General features: G+C 47.4%; 15 protein-coding genes. 10 read left to right on the plus strand and 5 right to left on the minus strand.

Going from position 1 to position 19,983, the window contains the following annotated elements:
* Nucleotides 1-169 precede the first annotated feature (169 nt).
* A complete protein-coding gene (gene eco / locus KU392_RS08225) occupies nucleotides 170-649 on the plus strand; it encodes a serine protease inhibitor ecotin (RefSeq protein WP_217735063.1) in 480 nt (159 codons plus the stop codon).
* 147 nt (nucleotides 650-796) lie between these two features.
* Here the strand turns inward: eco and KU392_RS08230 are convergent, their stop codons facing one another.
* Nucleotides 797-1,900 (minus strand): AI-2E family transporter, encoded by a 1,104-nt coding sequence (locus tag KU392_RS08230; RefSeq protein ID WP_169294501.1) that lies wholly within the window; start codon nucleotides 1,898-1,900, stop codon nucleotides 797-799.
* A 183-nt stretch (nucleotides 1,901-2,083) separates the two neighbouring features.
* On the opposite strand from KU392_RS08230, the gene KU392_RS08235 reads away from it, so the two are divergent.
* From KU392_RS08235 to KU392_RS08250, 4 genes are all read left to right on the plus strand, one after another.
* Entirely contained in the window at nucleotides 2,084-2,695 is a 612-nt protein-coding gene (locus KU392_RS08235; protein WP_246587385.1) for a transglycosylase SLT domain-containing protein, read from the plus strand.
* Between the two features lie 266 nt (nucleotides 2,696-2,961).
* The gene (locus KU392_RS08240; protein WP_169294500.1) at nucleotides 2,962-3,957 is read left to right on the plus strand and encodes a TAXI family TRAP transporter solute-binding subunit; all 996 of its coding nucleotides are present in this window, start codon (nucleotides 2,962-2,964) and stop codon (nucleotides 3,955-3,957) included.
* A 93-nt stretch (nucleotides 3,958-4,050) separates the two neighbouring features.
* The gene (locus tag KU392_RS08245; protein WP_217735064.1) at nucleotides 4,051-6,684 is read left to right on the plus strand and encodes a TRAP transporter permease; all 2,634 of its coding nucleotides are present in this window, start codon (nucleotides 4,051-4,053) and stop codon (nucleotides 6,682-6,684) included.
* A 181-nt stretch (nucleotides 6,685-6,865) separates the two neighbouring features.
* Nucleotides 6,866-7,897, plus strand: a complete 1,032-nt coding sequence (locus tag KU392_RS08250) for an NADP-dependent oxidoreductase (protein ID WP_425514653.1) — start codon at nucleotides 6,866-6,868, stop codon at nucleotides 7,895-7,897.
* Nucleotides 7,898-7,992: 95 nt separating this feature from the next.
* Here the strand turns inward: KU392_RS08250 and lexA are convergent, their stop codons facing one another.
* Both lexA and KU392_RS08260 read right to left on the minus strand, forming a co-directional pair.
* The gene (gene lexA / locus KU392_RS08255) at nucleotides 7,993-8,649 is read right to left on the minus strand and encodes a transcriptional repressor LexA (protein WP_169294498.1); all 657 of its coding nucleotides are present in this window, start codon (nucleotides 8,647-8,649) and stop codon (nucleotides 7,993-7,995) included.
* An 80-nt stretch (nucleotides 8,650-8,729) separates the two neighbouring features.
* On the minus strand, nucleotides 8,730-9,929 hold the full coding sequence (locus tag KU392_RS08260) for an amino acid aminotransferase (protein WP_169294497.1): 1,200 nt from the start codon (nucleotides 9,927-9,929) through the stop codon (nucleotides 8,730-8,732).
* 99 nt (nucleotides 9,930-10,028) lie between these two features.
* On the opposite strand from KU392_RS08260, the gene uvrB reads away from it, so the two are divergent.
* Nucleotides 10,029-12,050 (plus strand): excinuclease ABC subunit UvrB, encoded by a 2,022-nt coding sequence (uvrB, locus tag KU392_RS08265; RefSeq protein WP_169294496.1) that lies wholly within the window; start codon nucleotides 10,029-10,031, stop codon nucleotides 12,048-12,050.
* An 87-nt stretch (nucleotides 12,051-12,137) separates the two neighbouring features.
* On the opposite strand, the gene norR is transcribed toward uvrB, so the two are convergent.
* A complete protein-coding gene (gene norR / locus KU392_RS08270) occupies nucleotides 12,138-13,679 on the minus strand; it encodes a nitric oxide reductase transcriptional regulator NorR (protein WP_169294495.1) in 1,542 nt (513 codons plus the stop codon).
* A gap of 151 nt (nucleotides 13,680-13,830) precedes the next feature.
* On the opposite strand from norR, the gene KU392_RS08275 reads away from it, so the two are divergent.
* From KU392_RS08275 to KU392_RS08290, 4 genes are all read left to right on the plus strand, one after another.
* Nucleotides 13,831-14,343: a hemerythrin domain-containing protein gene (locus KU392_RS08275; RefSeq protein WP_246587386.1), complete on the plus strand. Its 513-nt coding sequence runs from the start codon at nucleotides 13,831-13,833 to the stop codon at nucleotides 14,341-14,343.
* Nucleotides 14,344-14,413: 70 nt separating this feature from the next.
* Nucleotides 14,414-16,687, plus strand: coding sequence for a nitric-oxide reductase large subunit (locus KU392_RS08280; RefSeq protein WP_217735065.1), 2,274 nt, complete (start codon nucleotides 14,414-14,416; stop codon nucleotides 16,685-16,687).
* 209 nt (nucleotides 16,688-16,896) lie between these two features.
* Nucleotides 16,897-18,093, plus strand: a complete 1,197-nt coding sequence (gene sstT, locus KU392_RS08285) for a serine/threonine transporter SstT (protein WP_217735066.1) — start codon at nucleotides 16,897-16,899, stop codon at nucleotides 18,091-18,093.
* Between the two features lie 131 nt (nucleotides 18,094-18,224).
* Entirely contained in the window at nucleotides 18,225-18,734 is a 510-nt protein-coding gene (locus KU392_RS08290; protein WP_169294492.1) for a hypothetical protein, read from the plus strand.
* A 4-nt stretch (nucleotides 18,735-18,738) separates the two neighbouring features.
* Here the strand turns inward: KU392_RS08290 and KU392_RS08295 are convergent, their stop codons facing one another.
* Nucleotides 18,739-19,647 carry a recombination-associated protein RdgC gene (locus tag KU392_RS08295; RefSeq protein WP_217735067.1) on the minus strand — a complete coding sequence of 303 codons (909 nt, stop codon included), beginning with the start codon at nucleotides 19,645-19,647 and terminating at the stop codon, nucleotides 18,739-18,741.
* Nucleotides 19,648-19,983 lie beyond the last annotated feature (336 nt).

The raw sequence follows: 19,983 nt of genomic DNA on the forward strand, positions 1-19,983 counted from the left end.
AGTAAATGTGAATTATTGTCTGTTACGCTTTTAAGCTAGAATAGGTTGAAGCTATTGCTTTGTCAATAAGGGTTAAACAGATAAACCCGCAGATAACCCCGGCGATTGGATTGTCCTGATCGCCATTTATTTTGTAATTGAAAAATCCAACAACAGGTGAACCTTGAATATGAGCAATCTTAAACGGTTTAATTTGTTTTTTTGTATGGGTATGATTGCGTTTAATGTAAACGCTGGCAGCATTGATCCCAAAGTGCCTTATCCGGCAGCCAAGCCAAGCCAGGTGCGGCAAGTCATTGATCTTCCATCCGTGCCCGAAGAGGAAAATCTGAAAGTGCAATTGATGGTGGGCAAGACTTTAAAGGTTGACTGCAATCGGCAGTTTTTTGGTGGGGAACTTAAAGAGCACACTCTTGAGGGGTGGGGGTATCCTTATTACAGCATTGAGGCATTAAATGGCCCCATGGCAACCTTGATGGCTTGTCCTGATCAGGATTTGACCGAGCAGTTTGTTCAGCTTGGTGGCAATGACTTTTTGCTTGATTACAATAGCCGTTTGCCAATTGTGGTTTATACACCGTCTGATGTGGAAGTGAAATATCGAATTTGGCAAGCAGGTGATAAAGTGGAAAAAGCCACTCAAGAATAGCCGTCAGGCAAGCGCTGTTGGCATTATTTGTGTTACAGTCCAAGACAAAAATCTGGTTCGGGTTTATCGAGGTTCATCCCATAAATAATGGTTGTTAAAGTCAAAGGGTGTTGTCAAAGGAATTTTAACAACGCCCTTTTTTAATTTTTATGTTTCAATGCTCTTGTCCTGTTCTTCATCAGGGTCAGCAGTCAAATCAAGAGAGGCAGGAAACAGATCCCAGCATGAAATAAACAGTGCGGCCAATAAAGGACCAATCACGAAACCATTGGGACCAAAAACGGTCAGGCCACCGATTGTGGAAATCAGAATGACGTAATCAGGCAGTTTTGTATCTTTACCGACCAGTAAGGGTCGAAGTACGTTATCGGTAAGACCAATCACCAGTACACCGAAAGATATCAGTACCACGCCATGCCAGGTTTCACCGGTGACGAGAAAATAAATGGATACCGGCAACCAGATGATGGCAGCACCGATAGCAGGTAACAAAGACAGGAAACCCATGATGGTTCCCCACAATAAAGAACCCTGGATGCCCAATACACTGAAAATGAACCCGCCCAATGCGCCTTGGGTAGCTGCGACCAGAATATTGCCCTTGACGGTTGCCTTGACAACGGTGGCAAATTTATTTAACAAATGCTGCTTTTGTTCATACTCAAGCGGAATCATCGATTTGATTTTATTCACCAGATAGCCACCATCCCTGAGCAGGAAAAATAGCAAATACAGCATGATTCCAAAGGTAATCAGGAACTGGAAAGTGTCCTGACCAATAGTAAGGGCTTGATTTGCCAGGAATTTGCTGGCTTGTGCTGCCGCTTCAGTCAGTTTTTCCCGCAGACCGAAAAGACTGTGAATTTCATAACGGTCAAGAATATCCTTAAAGAAAGGGGGGAGGTTTTGGATGATTTGCTCAAAATACAAACCTAAATTAAGCTCACCGGATTGGACTCTTTGATAGAGCAATGAAATTTCTTTTATTAGGGAGGTGGTGATGGTAATGAGCGGAATGATGACCAATAGCAATGCACTTACCAACGTTATCAGGGCTGCAGTATTGGGCGACTTGGGTATTTTTTTTAGAAGCCATAAATTAAGGGGCCTGAACAGAACAGCGAAAATGACCGCCCAGAAAATGGCACCGTAATAGGGCAAGAGCAACCATATAAAGCCAATGGAAACACCAATTAGCAAAAGAAGAAAAAAGTGATACTGGGTACTGTTTTTATTTTGATTCGGCGACATCATGTGTCCGTACAATAACGGGTTGATAGGTAGACAAGAAAGAAGGCATTTTCCAAAGCCCGGTAAAAACGTCAGTATAGTTGATTTTGCTTATTTTTCCATAAGGTGATGTGGATGGTCAGCATGCATCCATTGCTTTACAATAATTATTATTCTTATGTATTACTTGTATTACAGGACAGTATGGATACCATCAGGGGTTTAACAAAAAACGGTATTTCTAAAATTGGTATTTGCGCATCGTTTTTATTGCTGCTATCGGCCTGCAGTACCACGCCTCCCGCCAATCCTGAGAACATCTGCGAGATTTTCCGGGAAAAACCGTCATGGCATGAAGCCGCACTTGACGCCAAAGAGAAGTGGGGTGTGCCGGTTCATGTTCCCATGGCCATGATGTATCAGGAGTCCACTTTCCGTCATGATGCCAAGCCGCCCAAAGATTATCTGCTTGGTATCATTCCCTGGGGTAGGGTAAGCTCTGCGTATGGTTATGCCCAGGCCAAAGATGAAGTATGGAGCGATTATCGTAAAGAAACCAATCGCTGGAGCCCCGACCGCGATGATTTTTCGGATGCCCTGGATTTTATGGGCTGGTATATGAGTAAGGCACAAAAGGTAAACGGTGTTTCGAAGTGGGATGCCTATGCCCAATACCTGAATTATCATGAGGGCTGGACAGGTTACCGTAACGGTACGCACCAAAGTAAAAAATGGCTGCTGAATACGGCACAAAAAGTCAAGGACAGGGCTTCACGTTACAGTGCCCAATATGCGGCCTGTTCAGGTAATTTATAATTTGAACAGTATCAATGATGATAACTTCAGATATTAAACTGTTTTTCCTTGCCTGAATAGTGTGAGTTGAATCAGGAACATGGTTAACCTCGCCTTTCAGGAAGAAAGCAGGCGAATGGTTTATATTTGGCTTGAATTATCGTTTTTTGCAAGACAGATAGTGATTTATTAGTGTTTCCCTGAATGTGTAAGCCGGGATATTCGTGTACTATCGGGAAAATGGTTAGTATTTAGCCATTGTACTCAACACATAGCGGGGATAATTCATGAATAAACTATTGAAAAAATCACTAAGTAAACGTTTTGCCCTGTCAGCGAGCGCGCTGACGCTGTTTTCAGTTATTGCCGCTCCCGGTGCAGCAATTGCCCAACAAAAATTTGTCAGTATCGGTACTGGGGGGGTCACAGGAGTGTACTATGCCGCTGGTGGTGCCATTTGCCGACTGGTCAATAAAGATCGTGCCGATCATGGCCTGCGTTGCTCAGTAGAGTCAACCGGTGGGTCCGTCTTTAACGCCAATACGATTAAAGCGGGCGAATTGGATCTGGGCGTTGTGCAATCTGATGTTGGTTACAATGCCTACAAAGGAGAGGGTCAATTCAAGGAGCCTTTCGAAAAACTGCGTTCCGTATTTTCCATTCATCCAGAGCCGTTTACCATTCTTGCCCGCAAAGAAGCCAATATCAAGTCATTTGATGACCTGAAGGGTAAACGTTTTAACGTTGGTAACCCGGGTTCGGGTACACGTGCATCCATGGAACAATTGCTGAAGGCAAAAGGCCTGGACATGTCATTCTTCTCCCTTGCCTCCGAGCTGCGCCCCGATGAGCATGGTTCAGCATTGTGTGACGGAAAGATTGACGGTTTCTTTTATGGCGTAGGTCACCCTTCTGCCAATATCCAGGATCCAACCACAACGTGTGGTGCGCAACTGGTTCCTATTACAGGCCCCGAGGTTGATAAACTGGTCGAAGACAATCCTTACTATGCCAAGGTTTCAATACCCGGTGGTCTTTATCAAAACAACCCGGATCCCACCGAAACCTATGGTGTATTGGCTACTTTTGTAACGTCTTCCGATGTGCCTGATGATGCCGTGTATAACGTAGTCAAGGCCGTCTTTGACAACTTCGAGGATTTCAAGAAGCTGCATCCGGCACTGGCACATCTTAATAAAGAAGAGATGGTCAAAAACGGTCTGTCTGCCCCCTTGCATCCTGGCGCTGAAAAATATTACAAAGAAAAAGGCCTGATCAAGTAATAATAAATAGTGTTTTTTAAGGTCACTGGTCTGGAATTTATCTTTAGAGCGTTCCAACAGTGACCTTTTGTTGTATATAGATGAAGGAAAATTATGAGTACTGATATAGACGCAACAAAAAATGCAGCACTCGAACAAATGGTCGCCGATGTTGACAGAGGTGGGCGACATGTAGGTGGTGTTGCGGGTGGCGTATTGGCTGTTGGCGCGCTTATCTGGTCATTTTTTCAGTTATGGTACTCGTCACCGCTGCCATTCACGTTTAATTTTGCCATTTTTAACGATACCGAAGCACGGTCAATTCACTTGGGTATTGCCATGTTCCTGGGGTATCTGGCTTATCCGTTCAATAAAAAAGCCGCCAATTACATGCCTTGGTATGATTGGGCCTTTGCTATTATGGCCGGTTTTTGTGGCGCCTATCTGTATTTATTCTATAACCAGCTGGCAACCCGTCCGGGTTTGCCAACAACGCTAGACGTGGTCTCTGCCAGTATTGGCCTGCTTCTGTTGCTGGAAGTGACTCGCCGTGCCTTGGGCGCACCCATGACGATTCTTGGTGCCGTCTTTTTGCTGTATGTGTTCCTGGGCCCGCACTTGCCTGATGTTCTGGCTCACAGAGGGGCATCGATAGAACGAATGGTATCCCATATGTGGTTGACCACAGAAGGGGTTTTTGGTGTCGCGTTGGGGGTATCGGTTTCTTACATTTTTATTTTCGTGTTGCTGGGATCCTTGCTTGACCGCTGTGGTGCCGGCAACTACATGATGCAGGTATCTTTTGCCTTGCTCGGACATTTACGGGGCGGTCCGGCAAAAGTGGCCGTGGTTTCATCCGCAGTTAACGGTATCGTGTCGGCCTCATCAGTGGCCAACGTGGTAACGGGGGGTATTTTCACCATCCCGCTCATGAAAAAGTCGGGTTATGGCGGCATACGTGCTGGGGCGATTGAAACCGCTTCCTCCGTGAACGGTCAAATCATGCCACCGGTCATGGGGGCAGCCGCTTTTCTGATGATTGAATATGTCGGTATTCCTTACACCGATGTCATCAAGCATGCGCTTTTACCCGCCAGTATTTCCTACGTGGCCCTGTTTTATATCGTTCACCTTGAAGCCCTGAAATTAGGGATTGAGCCCATGATGAGTGGGGGCAAGCCCAAAACCGTTACACAAAAACTGACCGGTTGGGGGTTTGGTATTTCGGGTACCCTTATCGTCATGGGTCTGGTTTACTGGATAGGTGTGGGTGTGCAGCAAATAGCCGGTGCGGCCGCTATCTGGATCTTGCTGACCCTGTTGTTGGTGCTGTATGTTTTGCTTTTGCGCATTACCGCTTCACATCCCGATTTACCAACGGAAATTGATATTGCCAATCCGGTCAGACCAGAAGCATGGCCAACAGTGCGTGCAGGCCTGTATTTCCTGATTCCTATCGGTATTTTGGTATGGTGCCTTAGTGTAGAGCAGCTTTCCGCAGGCCTGTCTGCCTTCTATGCCTGTATTTCAATGATCTTCCAGATGCTCACGCAGCATCCGATTATTGCCTGGTTTCGCAAGAAAAACGTGTCTTCCGCTGCCAAACAGGGGGTTTCCGAAACTCTGACCGGTCTTGAGGAAGGGGCTCGCAATATGATTGGCATTGCAATCGCCTGCGGTACCGCCGGCTTGATTGTAGGGGCCATTACCTTGACTGGACTGGGGCTGCGCATGACTGCGTTTGTCGAGTTGGTTTCTATGGGCAACGTGCTGATCATGCTGTTTTTTACCGCTGCTGTCTGTTTGATCTTGGGATTGGGCATGCCAACCACGGCCAACTATATCCTGATGGCAACCCTGATGGCTCCGGTTGTGGTTGAACTGGGTGCGCAAAATGGCATTATCATCCCCTTAATTGCCGTGCATATGTTTGTGTTTTATTTTGGCATTATGGCCGATATTACACCGCCGGTAGGCCTGGCCACATTTGCCGCAGCGGCAATTTCCGGAGAAGATCCCCTTAAAACCGGGATTATGGGCGTTATCTACGCAATGCGTACCGTCATTTTGCCATTTATCTTTATCTTCAATCCCCTGATACTGTTAATTGGTATTGGCAGCGTGTGGGAGCTCATTCTGGTGGTTTTTGGTGCCACGCTGGCTTCGCTTACTTTTGCAGCGGCAACCATGTTCTGGTTCAGGATTAAATGTAATTGGCTGGAGGTCATACTGCTTTTGCTGGCGACTTTCCTGTTGTTCAGGCCGGATTGGTTCATGAATAAACTGGCAGATGAGTATGTGTCTCGTCCCGTGTCGGAACTCTACACGGTAGCGGCAGATTTGCCTGAATCCACCCGGTTTGTCGCCGTTCTGCAGGGTTTCAGTATTGAAGGAGATGAAATTGTCAAAACCGTGGCGGTCAATTTGCCAGCCCTGGCTGAAGACGATGACCTCTCCAATAAAGAACTGGCAGGCAGAAAACGTCTGAACGGTGCCGGACTTAATTTCATGGTATTGGGAGACCAGGTTCAGTTGGCCAGTGTCCGTTTTGGCAGCAATGCCCAGAAGTCAGGCTGGGATGCAGGGTGGGATGTACTGGAGCTTAAAGTTCCAAACCCGGCTCGTCCTTCTGAACTGTGGTTCTTTGTACCTGCGCTCATTATCATTTTGCTGGTTTGGCTGGCGCAGGGAAGAAGGATGAAAAGGTTGCCTGGTCACACCGACAGAGTCCGAGTCACTATGGCTTAAATGGCTGGCAACGTTTATAAACCTTGAAATAAAGCACCATATTCGGTTATTGATAATCAGGATATGGTGTTTTGAATTTTATGGGCATTTCAGGTATAAGGGGAATACAGGTATCATGCTGCAAAACAAGCCATTTTTTTCAGTTCTGGAATATTTTTGATCAATTAAAAAGGAAGTAACTATGTCCGGGTTTCCCTATATGAACAGGCAGTATCTGTTTGACCACTATCCCAATGTGGTGGTGACCTCTGAGTGCTTTAAGCTGCATGATGAGATTATTTCCCAAATTGATGAAGGGGAAATCCTGGTGCGTAATCACTATCTGTCCCTTGATCCCTACATGCGCGGCAGAATGAGCAAAGCCAAAAACTATGCTGCCGGGCAAGAGCTGAATACAGTCATGCAGGGCGGAACAGTGGGTGAGGTGGTTGAGTCTAAACACGCTGATTTCAAGGTGGGGGATACGGTTATTTGTACGGGTGGCTGGCAATTGTATTATCGTACCGCGCCCACCATGGATAGTAATCATGTACGAAAAATAGATGTTTCACGTATTCCCATGAGTGTTTATTTGGGTGCAGCGGGCATGCCAGGGATTACCGCTTGGTATGGCCTGAATAAAATCATCAAACCACAGTCCGGTGAAACGCTGGTGGTCAGTGCCGCTTCGGGTGCGGTGGGTAGCGTGGTCGGGCAACTGGCCAAGCAAAAAGGGTGTCGCGTAATTGGTATTGCCGGTGGTCCGGAAAAATGTGAGTACGTGGTTGAAACCCTGGGGTTTGATGATTGTATCGATTACAAGGCCTATCCTGATGCTGAAACCCTGTCACATGAGCTCAGGCAGCTGGCTCCCAATGGCGTGGATGCTTATTATGAAAACGTGGGCGGCTATATTATGGATGCCGTGCTTGATAATCTTAACGCGTTTGCCAGGGTTGCCATTTGTGGCCTGATTGCCGGTTATGACGGTCGCGCCATTCCAATTAGTAATCCAAGGGCCATTTTGGTTGCCCGCGCCAGCATTACCGGTTTTATTATCTCGGATCATATGGATATTTGGCCTCAGGCACTGGCTGAACTGGCCGAAGCGGTTGCCAAGGGCGTGCTTATTTTCAGGGAATCGGTAAGCGTCGGGCTTGAAAGTGCGCCCGATGCGTTTATAGGATTGCTGCAAGGACATAACTTTGGCAAGCAACTGGTCAAGCTGATTTGATTATTATACTTTTCAAGCTGGCTTTTTTTGAAATTTAAACCGACATGGTTCTTGAAGCTTGAAGAACCATGTCGATATGTTTTTTTAATACGCCATTAGTTCAGGTTGTGGGTTCTGATAAGGCCTACGGCTATGCCTTCAATCGTGAATTCCTGGTTTGGCCGCACAATAATAGGTGCGAAATCGGGGTTTTCAGGTAAAAGTTCGATATGCGAGGTTTTTTTGATGAAGCGCTTGACGGTGACTTCGTTTTCGATTCGAGCCACGATGACCTGACCGTTGCGCGCTTCCGGATATTTTTTTACTGCCAGCAAGTCGCCATCAAGAATGCCGATATCTTTCATGCTTTGGCCTTTGACCTTAAGCAGGAAATCGGGTTGTTGCGTAAAGAGGGCAGGGTCTACGTTGATTTCACGATCAATATGCTCTGCCGCCAGAATAGGATTACCGGCTGCCACATGACCTATTACCGGCAGCAGTATTTGGGAGACCTTTTCCAGAAAGGATTCTTCCTTGTTGATATTTGAGTCGGGATTGGTTGTTGCCAGGCGAATGCCACGGGATGCACCTGCAGTCAGGATAATGGCACCTTTTTTGGCCAGGGCCTTCAGATGGTCTTCAGCGGCATTGGGAGATTTGAAGCCGAGTGTTTTGGCGATTTCAGCACGCGTGGGTGGGAAACCGGTTTTTAGGATATTTTGCTGGATTAAATCCAGGACCTGTTGCTGTCTTGCGGTTAGTTTAATTGTCATGCTGTATATGCCATAAAATCGGACTGTATATTCATACAGCCCGATTTTGCTTCATTTACAGCTAAATTGCAAGCGCTTGTTTACAGTACCTGTGCAATCGCCTTGGCAACGTAATCAATATTGCGGCTGTTAAGTGCAGCAACACAGATACGGCCGCTTGATACGGCATATACACCGTGTTCAGTGCGCAAGCGATCTACCTGGTCTGAGGTCAGGCCAGAGTAAGAAAACATACCGCGCTGAGACAGGACAAAATCAAAGTTTTGTGTCACACCGTGCTCTTTCAGCTTGGCCACCAGTTGTTGGCGCATGTCACGAATACGGTTACGCATCCCTGACAGTTCTTCTTCCCACAGGGCAAACAACTCGGGAGAATTCAGGACGCTGCTGACAATGGTGCCACCATGGGTGGGCGGGTTGGAGTAGTTGGTGCGAATGACACGTTTGACCTGGCTTAAAACACGAGTGGATTCATCGGCACTGCTGGTGATCAGGGTTAAGGCGCCAACCCGTTCTCCGTAAAGGGAGAATGATTTGGAGAATGAAGAGCTGATAAACATGGAGATGCCCAAATCCGCAAACAGACGAACCACTTTTGCGTCTTCTTCAAGGCCGTCACCAAAGCCTTGGTAAGCAATATCTAGGAAAGGAATAAGATCTTTTTCCTGGATAAGCTGGACAATTTGTTTCCATTGTTCAAGGGTGGGATCAACACCGGTCGGGTTGTGGCAGCAGGCATGCAAAACAACAATTGATTTTGCAGGCATGTTTTTAAAAGAGGCCAGCATACCTTCAAAATCAAGACCGTGAGTGGCGGCATCATAGTAGGCATAGGTTTCTACCGGGAAGCCCGCACGCTCGAACAGGGCGCGATGGTTTTCCCAGCTGGGGTTGCTGATGAATACTTTTGAATCGGGCGTGATTTGTTTAAGGAAGTCTGCGCCAATTTTAAGGGCACCGGTTCCGCCCAGTGCCTGGAACGTTAAGGTGCGTCCTTCTTTGGCCAAGGGCGAGTCTTTGCCCAGTAGCAGTTCCTGGGCACCCTTATTGTAATTCTTGATGCCTTCAATGGGCAGGTAGCCACGTGCCGCAGCCGCTTCAATGCGGGCCACTTCTGCTTTATGCACTGCTTTCAACAGGGGAATGCGTCCTTCGTCGTCATAATATACGCCAACGCCCAAATTGACTTTGGAAGAGCGGGTGTCAGCATTATATTGTTCGTTCAGGCCAAGAATAGGGTCGCGAGGAGCCAGCTCGACAGATTCAAAAAGTGTGGTCATCTTCAGATATGCGGCGGATTTGCCGGAGTTGTTAAATAAAGAGGATAATGTATGATTGCAAGTTTGTTTTCAATCAGATCATTAAAGTAAAAGTCTAGCATGAGTGAACCAGGTTTCATAGAATATCCGGGCAGTCCTTTCAAGCTGTATCAGCCATACCCGCCCGCCGGAGACCAACCCAAGGCCATTGAGTCCTTGACAGAAGGGATTCGTGATGGCCTGATGTTTCAGACTTTGCTGGGCGTGACGGGATCAGGCAAAACCTACACAATGGCCAATACCATTGCGCAACTTGGCCGGCCTGCCTTGGTTCTGGCACCCAATAAAACTCTTGCCGCACAATTATACGCTGAAATGCGCGAATTTTTTCCGCATAATGCGGTTGAATATTTTGTTTCTTACTACGACTATTACCAGCCTGAAGCTTATGTGCCCACCCGTGATCTGTTCATAGAAAAAGACTCTTCCATCAATGAACATATCGAGCAGATGCGGCTTTCAGCTACCAAAAGCCTGCTTGAAAGGCGGGATACAATTATTGTCGGGACGGTCTCCTGTATTTATGGTATTGGTAATCCGGCCGATTATCATGCCATGGTGCTTATTTTGCGCGCCGGAGACCGGATTCCCCGACAAGAACTGTTGGGCAGATTGGTTGCCATGCAATATGAGCGCAACGACGTTGATTTTGACCGGGGCGCTTTCAGGGTACGTGGCGAAGTAATTGATATTTTCCCGGCGGAAAGTGCCGAACTGGCCGTGCGCTTGACGCTTTTTGATGATGAAATTGAAACGCTTGAGCTTTTTGATCCTTTAACGGGCAAGGTCAGGCAAAAAGTACCGCGTTTTACAGTTTACCCCAGTTCGCATTACGTGACGCCACGAGATACGGTATTGCGTGCGATTGAAACCATCAAGGCCGAGCTGCGTGAGCGGGTGCAGTTTTTTATCGATAACCATCAATTGGTGGAAGCGCAAAGAATAGAACAACGCACCCGGTTTGATATAGAAATGCTGCAGGAACTGGGCTTTTGCAAAGGCATCGAGAACTACTCTCGGCACCTGTCTGGTGCGGCTCCTGGAGATCCGCCACCCACCTTGATAGATTATCTGCCCGAAGATGCCCTGATGTTTTTTGACGAAAGTCATGTCATGATGGGGCAGTTGCGGGCCATGTATCGTGGTGACCGCTCGCGTAAGGAAACGCTGGTGCAATTTGGCTTCAGACTTCCTTCGGCGCTGGATAACCGTCCACTTAAAATGGAAGAATTCGAGCAGCGCATGCGGCAAAGTATCTTCGTGTCCGCCACCCCCGCCGATTATGAAAAAGAGCATTCCGATAACATCGTAGAGCAGGTGGTTCGTCCAACCGGACTGATCGATCCGGTTGTTGAAGTCAGGCCGGCAAGCACCCAGGTTGATGATTTGCTGGGCGAGGCCAAGTTACGTATTGCCCAGGGTGAGCGGGTTCTGGTAACCACCTTAACCAAACGCATGGCCGAAGACTTGACCGACTACCTGACTGAAAACGGGCTTAAAGTCCGTTATCTGCACTCTGATATTGATACTGTTGAGCGGGTTGAGATTATTCGCGATTTGCGCCTGGGGCATTTTGATGTGCTGGTGGGCATTAACCTTTTACGGGAAGGACTGGATATTCCTGAGGTATCTTTGGTTGCCATTCTGGATTCAGACAAAGAAGGCTTTTTACGTTCCGAGCGAAGTCTGATTCAAACCATTGGTCGGGCCGCGCGTAACCTGCATGGCAAGGCGATTTTATATGCAGATCGAATTACCGATTCCATGCACAAGGCCATTAGTGAAACCGAAAGGCGTCGTACCAAGCAAATGAAGTATAACGAGGAGCATGGTATTACGCCCAAAGGCGTCAGCAAGGCTGTCAGGGAAATGATTGATGGCGTGATTTCCAATGCCGCACAGATCAACCTTGATAATGAATTGGAATTCATGGATGTCATTGGTGATGAAAAATCCCTGGCCCGTGAAATCAAGCGCCTGGAAAAGCAAATGCATGAGCATGCCCGTAACCTTGAGTTCGAGCAGGCAGCGGCAGTGCGCGATACCCTGACCCGGCTCAAGCAAAAGGCGTTATTAAGTTAAAGGGCTTATTTATTCATGCACCGTATTCTTTAACTTGAATAAAGACGTCGTTGTCGGCGTTTTTATTTCGTTGGTTTGAGGTTTCACTTACTTCATTCCCAACCGTTTGGCCAGCTTATGCAGGTTGCTGGCATCCATGTCGAGCAAACGTGCCGCATTGGCCCAGTTTTGTCCGCTTTGCGCCAGGGCTGCCTGAATAAGGTCCTGCTGAAAAATTCTGAGCGCTTCATTCATGGGCTGTACGGCCGGTGTGCGACTGGCAGGTGGTGATATGAAAGAGGTGGATTGTATTTCCGCCTGATTGAATATGATCGGCTGATGATTAACGATGTCCAGGTACTGGGGCTCGATGCTTAAAATGCTATTGCGCGAGGCACCGCTTCCCAGCATTTTAATCGCTGCCCGGCTGATGATGTGTTCAAGCTCCCTGACATTACCGGGCCAATCATAGGACATTAATGCCTGTTCGGCCTCTTTGGTAAGCCGAATGCCGCGCAGACCCAGCCGGGCCCGGTTGAACTCCAGAAAATAGCCGGCCAGCATCAGGATGTCCTTGCCTCGCTCACGCAAGGGGGGGATATGAATAGGATAAACCGACAGACGGTGATACAAGTCTATTCTGAAGCTGCCATCCATTGTGCTGGCCTTGAGGTCACGGTTGGTGGCGGCAATAATTCTTACATCCACTTTTTTCGATTTGTCAGCGCCCAGGCGCTGGATCTCGCCATTTTGCAGGGTGCGTAACAGCTTGGCCTGAATATTCAGGGATAACTCACCCACTTCATCCAGAAAAATTGTACCACCATGGGCGGCTTCAAAGCGACCGGGGCGCTCTGTTTCCGCACCTGAGAAAGCACCTTTTACATGCCCGAACAATTCACTTTCCGCCAGGTTCTCGGGCAGGGCAGCGCAGTTGACATGAATCATGGGCTTGTTGTTACGTTTTGAATGACGGTGGATATGTTGGGCAAACAGGTCTTTGCCCACACCGGTTTCACCCAACAACAAAACCGGCAGGTTGGCATCGGCAATGACATTGAGTTCCTGCATCAATTTGCGGATAGGGTCGCTTTGCCCAATGATTTCCTGTTCGACCTTAATGACGGTATTTTGACCGGAAGTCATGCTGAGTTGGCGCAGGCTTTTATTGTCTTTTTCAAGTTGCGTCATACGGATGCAGGTTTGAATCAGCACGGCATGGCGGGCAAGAATATCCATGGATTCTTCGGTAAAAGTGTCTTCTATGGCATCCAGGGTGATGGCACCCCATGGTTTGCCTTCCACATGCAGGCTCATGCCCAGGCAATCATGGACCAGAAGGGGTTCACCGGCCCGGTCATCCAGCAGGCCATCATAAGGGTCGGGCAAAGGCGTGTGAGGATCGAACAAAATGGGTTCGCGCCTGGACAAAATGGCGGCAAAGCGGGGGTGTTCTGCAATTTTGAAGCGGCGACCCAGTGCTTCATGAACCAGACCCTTGGCAGAAACCAGTTTGAGGGCATCATCATCAATGGCCAAAAGCCCAACTGCACCGCAATTAAACTGGGTTTTGATGGTTTGAACCAGTTTTTCAAGCCTTAATGCGCCGGGCAATTCATCGTTCATATCGGCAAGGACACTATATAGCATGGTATTTTTTACCTTTCATGGTTAATTTTACCCTAATTGAGAAGGGTATTATATACCATCAATTTTTCAACTTATTGATATTTCGTTGAAAAAAATAATGGCATGAATATTGCTTAATGCTCCGTGTGTAATTGCGACAGGAGTCTGCACGATGAGTGCCTTACTAAAAAGCGAAATGGAATCGGATCAGGTGCCTTCTATTCTCAAGGTATTGAAACTGGGCAGTGATCAGCCGGATGTATTGATTTCTTACATTCAAATCAATTTTCACGATAAGCATCGAGCTCAATTGCCCGCATTGATCGAGCTGTCTAAAAAAATAGAAATGGTCCATGAAAATGATCCGGCATGCCCGACAGGGCTGTCCGATGTTCTGGCGGGCATATGGCAGGAACTGGACAGTCATATGTTGAAAGAGGAAAACGTTTTGTTTCCCATGTTGGGCAGGGGGATGAAGGAAATGGCGAGAGTACCGATCTCGGTCATGTTACTTGAGCATGAACAGCACGAAGAGGGAATTGACAGCTTACTGGCGTTAACCGGGAACCTGTTGTTGCCGGATAGCGCCTGTGGTTCATGGGAAAAATTATATTCTGGAATAGGGGAGTTTATTGAAGATCTGCGATTACATCTAGCACTTGAAAATGAAGTCTTGTTTAAATAAAAGCGAATTTCTGGCTGATGCTGGCTATTGATGAAACATAAGGCCAATACAGTTAATTTAAGGAATTAAAATGGGTAGTTATAAAAAATTATGGTGGATGTTAATCGCGATTCTTGCGGTAACGTTCAGTATTCTGGGATATTTCGGTGTCGAGGTATATCGCAATGCACCCCCTATTCCCGGAAAGGTTGTGACGGCTTCCGGTGATGTTCTGTTCACCAAGGAAGATATTCTTGATGGCCAGAATGCCTGGCAACATGCAGGTGGTATGCAGGTGGGTTCGATTTTTGGTCACGGTGCCTTACAGGCACCCGACTGGACTTCAGACTGGCTGCATCGCGAATTGGTAGCCTGGCTGAATCTGGCCTCGCTGGACGAGTATGGTATTCCTTATGAGCAAACGTCGGAAGAGCAAAAAGCGATTCTGAAAGTCAAGCTTAAAGCCGAGTATCGCACCAACACCTATGATCTTGGAAAAGATGAAGTGACCGTGTCCGATCGCCGTCTTGCCGCCATGAAAGACACGGCCAACTATTATGTAGCCCTGTTTGGTGATGATCCGGCACTGGATGGCTCTCGTGAAAGCTTTGCCATGAAAACCAATACATTGCCAGGTGAAGAGGATCGTTTTGATCTGGCCAAGTTCTTTTTCTGGACAGCATGGACCGCATCAACCGAGCGTCCTGATTACAATAATGCCACTTATACCAACAACTGGCCGCATGAGCCTTTGATTGATAATGTGCCAACCGCTGAAAACATCATCTGGTCCATTATTAGTGTGGTGGTCTTGATTGCCGGTGTCGGTTTCCTGGTATGGGGATGGGCCTTCCTGCGCAAAGAGGATCATGAGGAACATAAAGCACCTGACCGTGACCCCATTACAAGACTGGTTCTGACGCCATCACAAAAAGCTTTGGGCAAGTATTGTGTTCTGGTTGTGGCTCTGTTTGTCTTCCAGGTATTTATGGGCGGTGCCGTTGCCCACTATACGGTAGAAGGTCAAACGTTCTATGGTATTGAGCTTTCAAAATGGTTTCCGTATTCACTGCTAAGAACCTGGCACTTGCAAAGCGCGCTATTCTGGATTGCAACCGGATTCCTGGCTGCCGGCCTGTTCCTTGCTCCTATCATTAACGGTGGAAAAGATCCCAAATACCAAAAACTGGGTGTTGACATTCTTTTCTGGGCCCTGATTGTGCTGGTTGTGGGTTCTTTTATTGGCAACTACCTGGCTATTTCCAATATTATGCCGCGTGAACTGAACTTCTGGTTTGGTCACCAGGGTTATGAATACCTTGAACTGGGCCGTTTCTGGCAAATCGTAAAATTCATCGGTGTGGCTTTCTGGCTGGTCCTGATGCTGAATGGCATAGTCGGTGCGCTTAAACAAAAAGGTGACAAGCACCTGTTGATCCTGTTTACCGCATCATGTATTTGTATTGGTTTGTTCTATGCCGCCGGCCTGTTCTATGGCGAGCGCTCTCATATCACCGTCATGGAATACTGGCGTTGGTGGGTGGTTCACCTGTGGGTTGAAGGCTTCTTTGAAGTGTTCGCCACCACAGCCCTGGCTTTTATTTTCTCTTCCATGGGCCTGGTTTCAAAACGCATGGCAACTGCTGCCAGCCTGGCTTCTGCTTCATTGTTCATGCTGGGTGGAGTTCCCGGTACTTTCCACCACATGTATTTTGCGGGTACAACCACTCCTGTCATGGCTGTTGGTGCTTCTTTCAGTGCACTTGAAGTCGTTCCTTTGGTGGTTCTGGGTTACGAAGCCTGGGAAAACTGGAGACTGAAATCCTTGGCCCCATGGATGGAAAACCTCCACTGGCCATTGGTCTTCTTCATTGCCGTTGCTTTCTGGAATATGCTGGGTGCAGGTGTGTTCGGTTTTATGGTTAACCCACCTATTGCCTTGTATTACATCCAGGGTCTGAATACAACGGCCGTTCACTCTCATGCAGCACTGTTCGGTGTGTATGGATTCCTGGCGCTTGGCTTTGTTTTACTGGTCCTGCGTTATATCCGTCCAAACATGGTGTTTAGTGCCAGTTTGATGAAAACCGCTTTCTGGTGCCTGAACCTGGGCCTGGTGGGCATGATCGTAACCAGTTTGTTGCCAGTGGGGCTTATTCAGTTCCATGCCAGCCTGAGCGAAGGTATGTGGTATGCTCGCGGTGAAGCCTTCCTGCAGCAAGGTATTCTTGAAACCTTGCGCTGGATCCGTACCTTTAGTGACGTTGTGTTCATCATAGGTGCCCTGGCCGTTGCGTGGCAGGTATTTATTGGTGTTACCGGCAAATCCGGCCAAGTGCAAGCCCAAAAGGCTTACGCTGCTTAAATTATTAATAGTTAACGTGATTTGATGAATGGCCTGATCCCTGGGGATCGGGCCATTATTATTCATATATTATTCAAGGAATAATAAAAATATGTTAGATTTACGCGTTTTCCGATTGCATTGTTTTTGAATTTAATCGGGTTTATTTTTAATTTTTTTATAGGGACTGAGTCATGGATCTGGCAGATCAGCCAACGGGGAATCCCGTCATGAATTTTATAAAAAATGGCAGTCTGGTGCTTCAGATTTTTATTGGTCTGGTGGCGGGTATTCTGCTAGCTATCATTTGGCCTTCGGCCGTTCCTTCAATAAGTATTTTGGGAGCGCTGTTTATCAATGCGTTGAAATCCATTGCGCCCATCCTGGTTTTTATCCTGATTATGGCTGCCATTTCAGGCCATCGGAAAGGTACGGATATCCAGATCAAACCCGTGCTGCTACTGTATGTGCTGGGAACCTTTTTTTCTGCCTTGGTGGCGGTGATGGCCAGCCTGGCCTTTCCTTCCGTGCTCAATTTACAGGTTGAGTCGGCCCAGTTAAATCCGCCCGGCAATGTATTCGAGGTGTTCAGGAATCTGGTCTTAAGTATGACAACCAATCCCGTACAGGCGTTGATGGAGGCAAATTATATTGGCATTCTGGCCTGGTCCATTGCATTTGGTATGGTTCTGCGTCATGCCAGTGACAGTACCAAGATTTTCATTACTGATTTTTCCAATGCGATAACCGCTGTGGTTCGAATAATTATCCGTTTGGCTCCATTGGGTATCTTCGGTCTTGTGGCGACCACGATTGTTGAGTCAGGTGCCGGTGAGTTGCTTCGTTATGCTCATCTATTACTGGTATTGCTTGGATCGATGCTGTTTGTGGCTTTGGTGGTCAACCCGGTCATTGTTTTCCTCAAACTCAGGCGCAACCCATATCCTTTGGTGTTCCAGTGCTTGCGCGAAAGTGGTATTACGGCCTTCTTTACCCGTAGCTCGGCGGCCAATATCCCGGTTAATATGGCCCTGTGTGAAAAACTGGGTCTTGACAGGGAAACCTATTCGGTTTCCATTCCACTGGGAGCAACCATTAATATGGCAGGGGCTGCAGTTACCATTACGGTACTGACGCTGGCTGCGGTAAATACCCTGAATATCAGTGTTGATTTTCCAACGATTGTATTGTTAAGCATTGTTTCTACCCTTTCGGCATGTGGTGCGTCAGGTGTGGCGGGAGGTTCCTTGTTACTCATCCCGATGGCCTGTAGTCTGTTTGGCATTCCCAATGATGTCGCCATTCAGGTGGTGGGGGTGGGTTTTGTAATAGGGGTATTGCAAGATTCAACTGAAACAGCCCTTAACTCATCTACGGACGTGCTGTTCACGGCAGCGGCCATGTTATCCAAAGACCCGTTAAGATAACTGGCTGAATTTACCGGGAATGCGTATTTTCAAGCGGGGAACTGTTCAGGGGCGATATATTGATGTAGACTTTTGCCCTTGCCACTTTAAAAAGGTGGCGTACCCCGTACGTATTACTTAAAAGCACTTATATGCATTTTTCAACGTTTTCCAAAGTTCTTATAGGAATTATTATTGTTTTTACTGTTGCCTCGGTGGTGGTCGTTGGCAAACTGGAAACGCATTATGCTTCTGAGGCTGTGAAAATGCAGCAGGAAATCGAACTGACGTCTAAGAAACGCAATGAAGCCATCATCAATTCATTGACCAATATGACCCAAAACGTTAGTTTTTCTGATGAAGAACCTGCCATGGTTTATACCGGTTATATTATGGGGGCAGGGTACTCGGCTTATCAGTTCAGGGCCACGCAAGACCAGACATTGCGGGTCAGTCTCAAAGGAGATGATTTTCTGGATATTGTTTTATTCGGCCCAGAGACCAAAGTGCTGGAGCGGGATGCCGACTTTATTATTCCTGTTGAAGGGCTTTATGAGCTGCGGGTCATGTTCAAGGAAAGTATGGAAATCCAACAGGAAAAAGCTGCGCTTGAAAATACAGCGCAGGCAGTTCCCTATACTATCACTTTAACCCTGAAGTAGCGACTTATTGCGGGCCGACTTTTTTTTCGCCACCCAGTGCACCCACCAGGTCATCCAGTAAATTTGCCAGTTCGGCACACATCAATGTCATGTCGGCATCAAAGCGCTCGGCATCATCCATATTGGAAAAATCGCTGCCTTCCGTCAGGATATCCAGTGGTGCGACGCGTTTGATATCCAGTGATTCGTTCAGGATAAATGACACTCTGTCTGCCCAGGTAAGCGCCAGGCGAGTGCATTGTTTGCCTGCCTCTATGTGTTTGGTGACATCTTCTTTTTCAGGCGTCTGGCGCACATAGCGGACGGTGGCACGGTTTTCGGCACTGGAGCGCAACTCGACATCCTGGTCAATGCTAAAGTTTGCAGGGGCTTCATCCTGGAGCAGCCACTCGGTCATGGCGGCAGATGGGGACAGTTCGGTGAACAGACTTTGAACCGGTAAGGGGTCCAGTACTTTTGCCAGCATGCCAATGACCTCATCGGATTTGGCTGCCGCGGCAGCGTCAATAATTAACCAATGGTTTCGGGTGTCTATCCATACTTTGGTGTCACGAAAAATACTAAAGGCCTTGGGCAACAACTCTTCGGTAACCTGTTCCTTGATTTCTTTAAGTTGTTTGCGCCCCGGGCGGTAGCCTTGCTGCTCTTCAATTTCCTGGGCTTTTTCCTTGGTGAACTGATTAATGACGGTTGCTGGCAGCAATTTTTTTTCAACGCGCAGTGCCAACAGGTACTGACCGTTTAACGCATGTACCAGGGCACCATTATTACCGGGTGAAACCCAGCCCATGTTCTGCATGTCCGACCGGTTGCCGGGCTGAAAAAGCTGTTTCTCGAGCTTGGCCTCGAGATCCTGGACAGAAAGTTGCCAAGCGGGCGATAAACGAAAGACTTTCAGGTTTTTGAACCACATATTTTTCTGCCAAAAGTATCGATTTTAACGTATGAAGGCAAAAAAAACCTGCCAGGGTTGCTGGCAGGAAAATACGGGAACGTGTACAACGCAAAAGTTGCGGGGCGTTGCACAGCGATGAGAAAAAAACTGTTGACAAATAGGTGCTTGAAATTTGACCAGGCAGTTTATTCCCATTTCCTAACTATAAAGATATCATCTGACAATGTCCTGAATTGCCAGGATAAACAGGTTAATATTTACTGTTTGGTGAAATTATGCAAATATTATCACTACTGTCTATGCATACAGTATAATTTAATGCGATAATATCCAATTGAGTTTATTTTGAAGTCA

This window comes from Advenella alkanexedens, assembly GCF_019132845.1.
GTDB classification, from domain to species: Bacteria; Pseudomonadota; Gammaproteobacteria; order Burkholderiales; family Burkholderiaceae_B; genus Advenella; species Advenella alkanexedens.

Excerpts from the sequence above, each read along its gene's own strand:
- eco (WP_217735063.1), top strand. The coding sequence starts at position 170 with ATGAGCAATCTTAAACGGTTTAATTTGTTTTTTTGTATGGGTATGATT.
- KU392_RS08230 (WP_169294501.1), bottom strand. The coding sequence starts at position 1,900 with ATGTCGCCGAATCAAAATAAAAACAGTACCCAGTATCACTTTTTTCTT.
- KU392_RS08235 (WP_246587385.1), top strand. The coding sequence starts at position 2,084 with ATGGATACCATCAGGGGTTTAACAAAAAACGGTATTTCTAAAATTGGT.
- KU392_RS08240 (WP_169294500.1), top strand. The coding sequence starts at position 2,962 with ATGAATAAACTATTGAAAAAATCACTAAGTAAACGTTTTGCCCTGTCA.
- KU392_RS08245 (WP_217735064.1), top strand. The coding sequence starts at position 4,051 with ATGAGTACTGATATAGACGCAACAAAAAATGCAGCACTCGAACAAATG.
- KU392_RS08250 (WP_425514653.1), top strand. The coding sequence starts at position 6,866 with ATGTCCGGGTTTCCCTATATGAACAGGCAGTATCTGTTTGACCACTAT.
- lexA (WP_169294498.1), bottom strand. The coding sequence starts at position 8,649 with ATGACAATTAAACTAACCGCAAGACAGCAACAGGTCCTGGATTTAATC.
- KU392_RS08260 (WP_169294497.1), bottom strand. The coding sequence starts at position 9,929 with ATGACCACACTTTTTGAATCTGTCGAGCTGGCTCCTCGCGACCCTATT.
- uvrB (WP_169294496.1), top strand. The coding sequence starts at position 10,029 with ATGAGTGAACCAGGTTTCATAGAATATCCGGGCAGTCCTTTCAAGCTG.
- norR (WP_169294495.1), bottom strand. The coding sequence starts at position 13,679 with ATGCTATATAGTGTCCTTGCCGATATGAACGATGAATTGCCCGGCGCA.
- KU392_RS08275 (WP_246587386.1), top strand. The coding sequence starts at position 13,831 with ATGAGTGCCTTACTAAAAAGCGAAATGGAATCGGATCAGGTGCCTTCT.
- KU392_RS08280 (WP_217735065.1), top strand. The coding sequence starts at position 14,414 with ATGGGTAGTTATAAAAAATTATGGTGGATGTTAATCGCGATTCTTGCG.
- sstT (WP_217735066.1), top strand. The coding sequence starts at position 16,897 with ATGAATTTTATAAAAAATGGCAGTCTGGTGCTTCAGATTTTTATTGGT.
- KU392_RS08290 (WP_169294492.1), top strand. The coding sequence starts at position 18,225 with ATGCATTTTTCAACGTTTTCCAAAGTTCTTATAGGAATTATTATTGTT.
- KU392_RS08295 (WP_217735067.1), bottom strand. The coding sequence starts at position 19,647 with ATGTGGTTCAAAAACCTGAAAGTCTTTCGTTTATCGCCCGCTTGGCAA.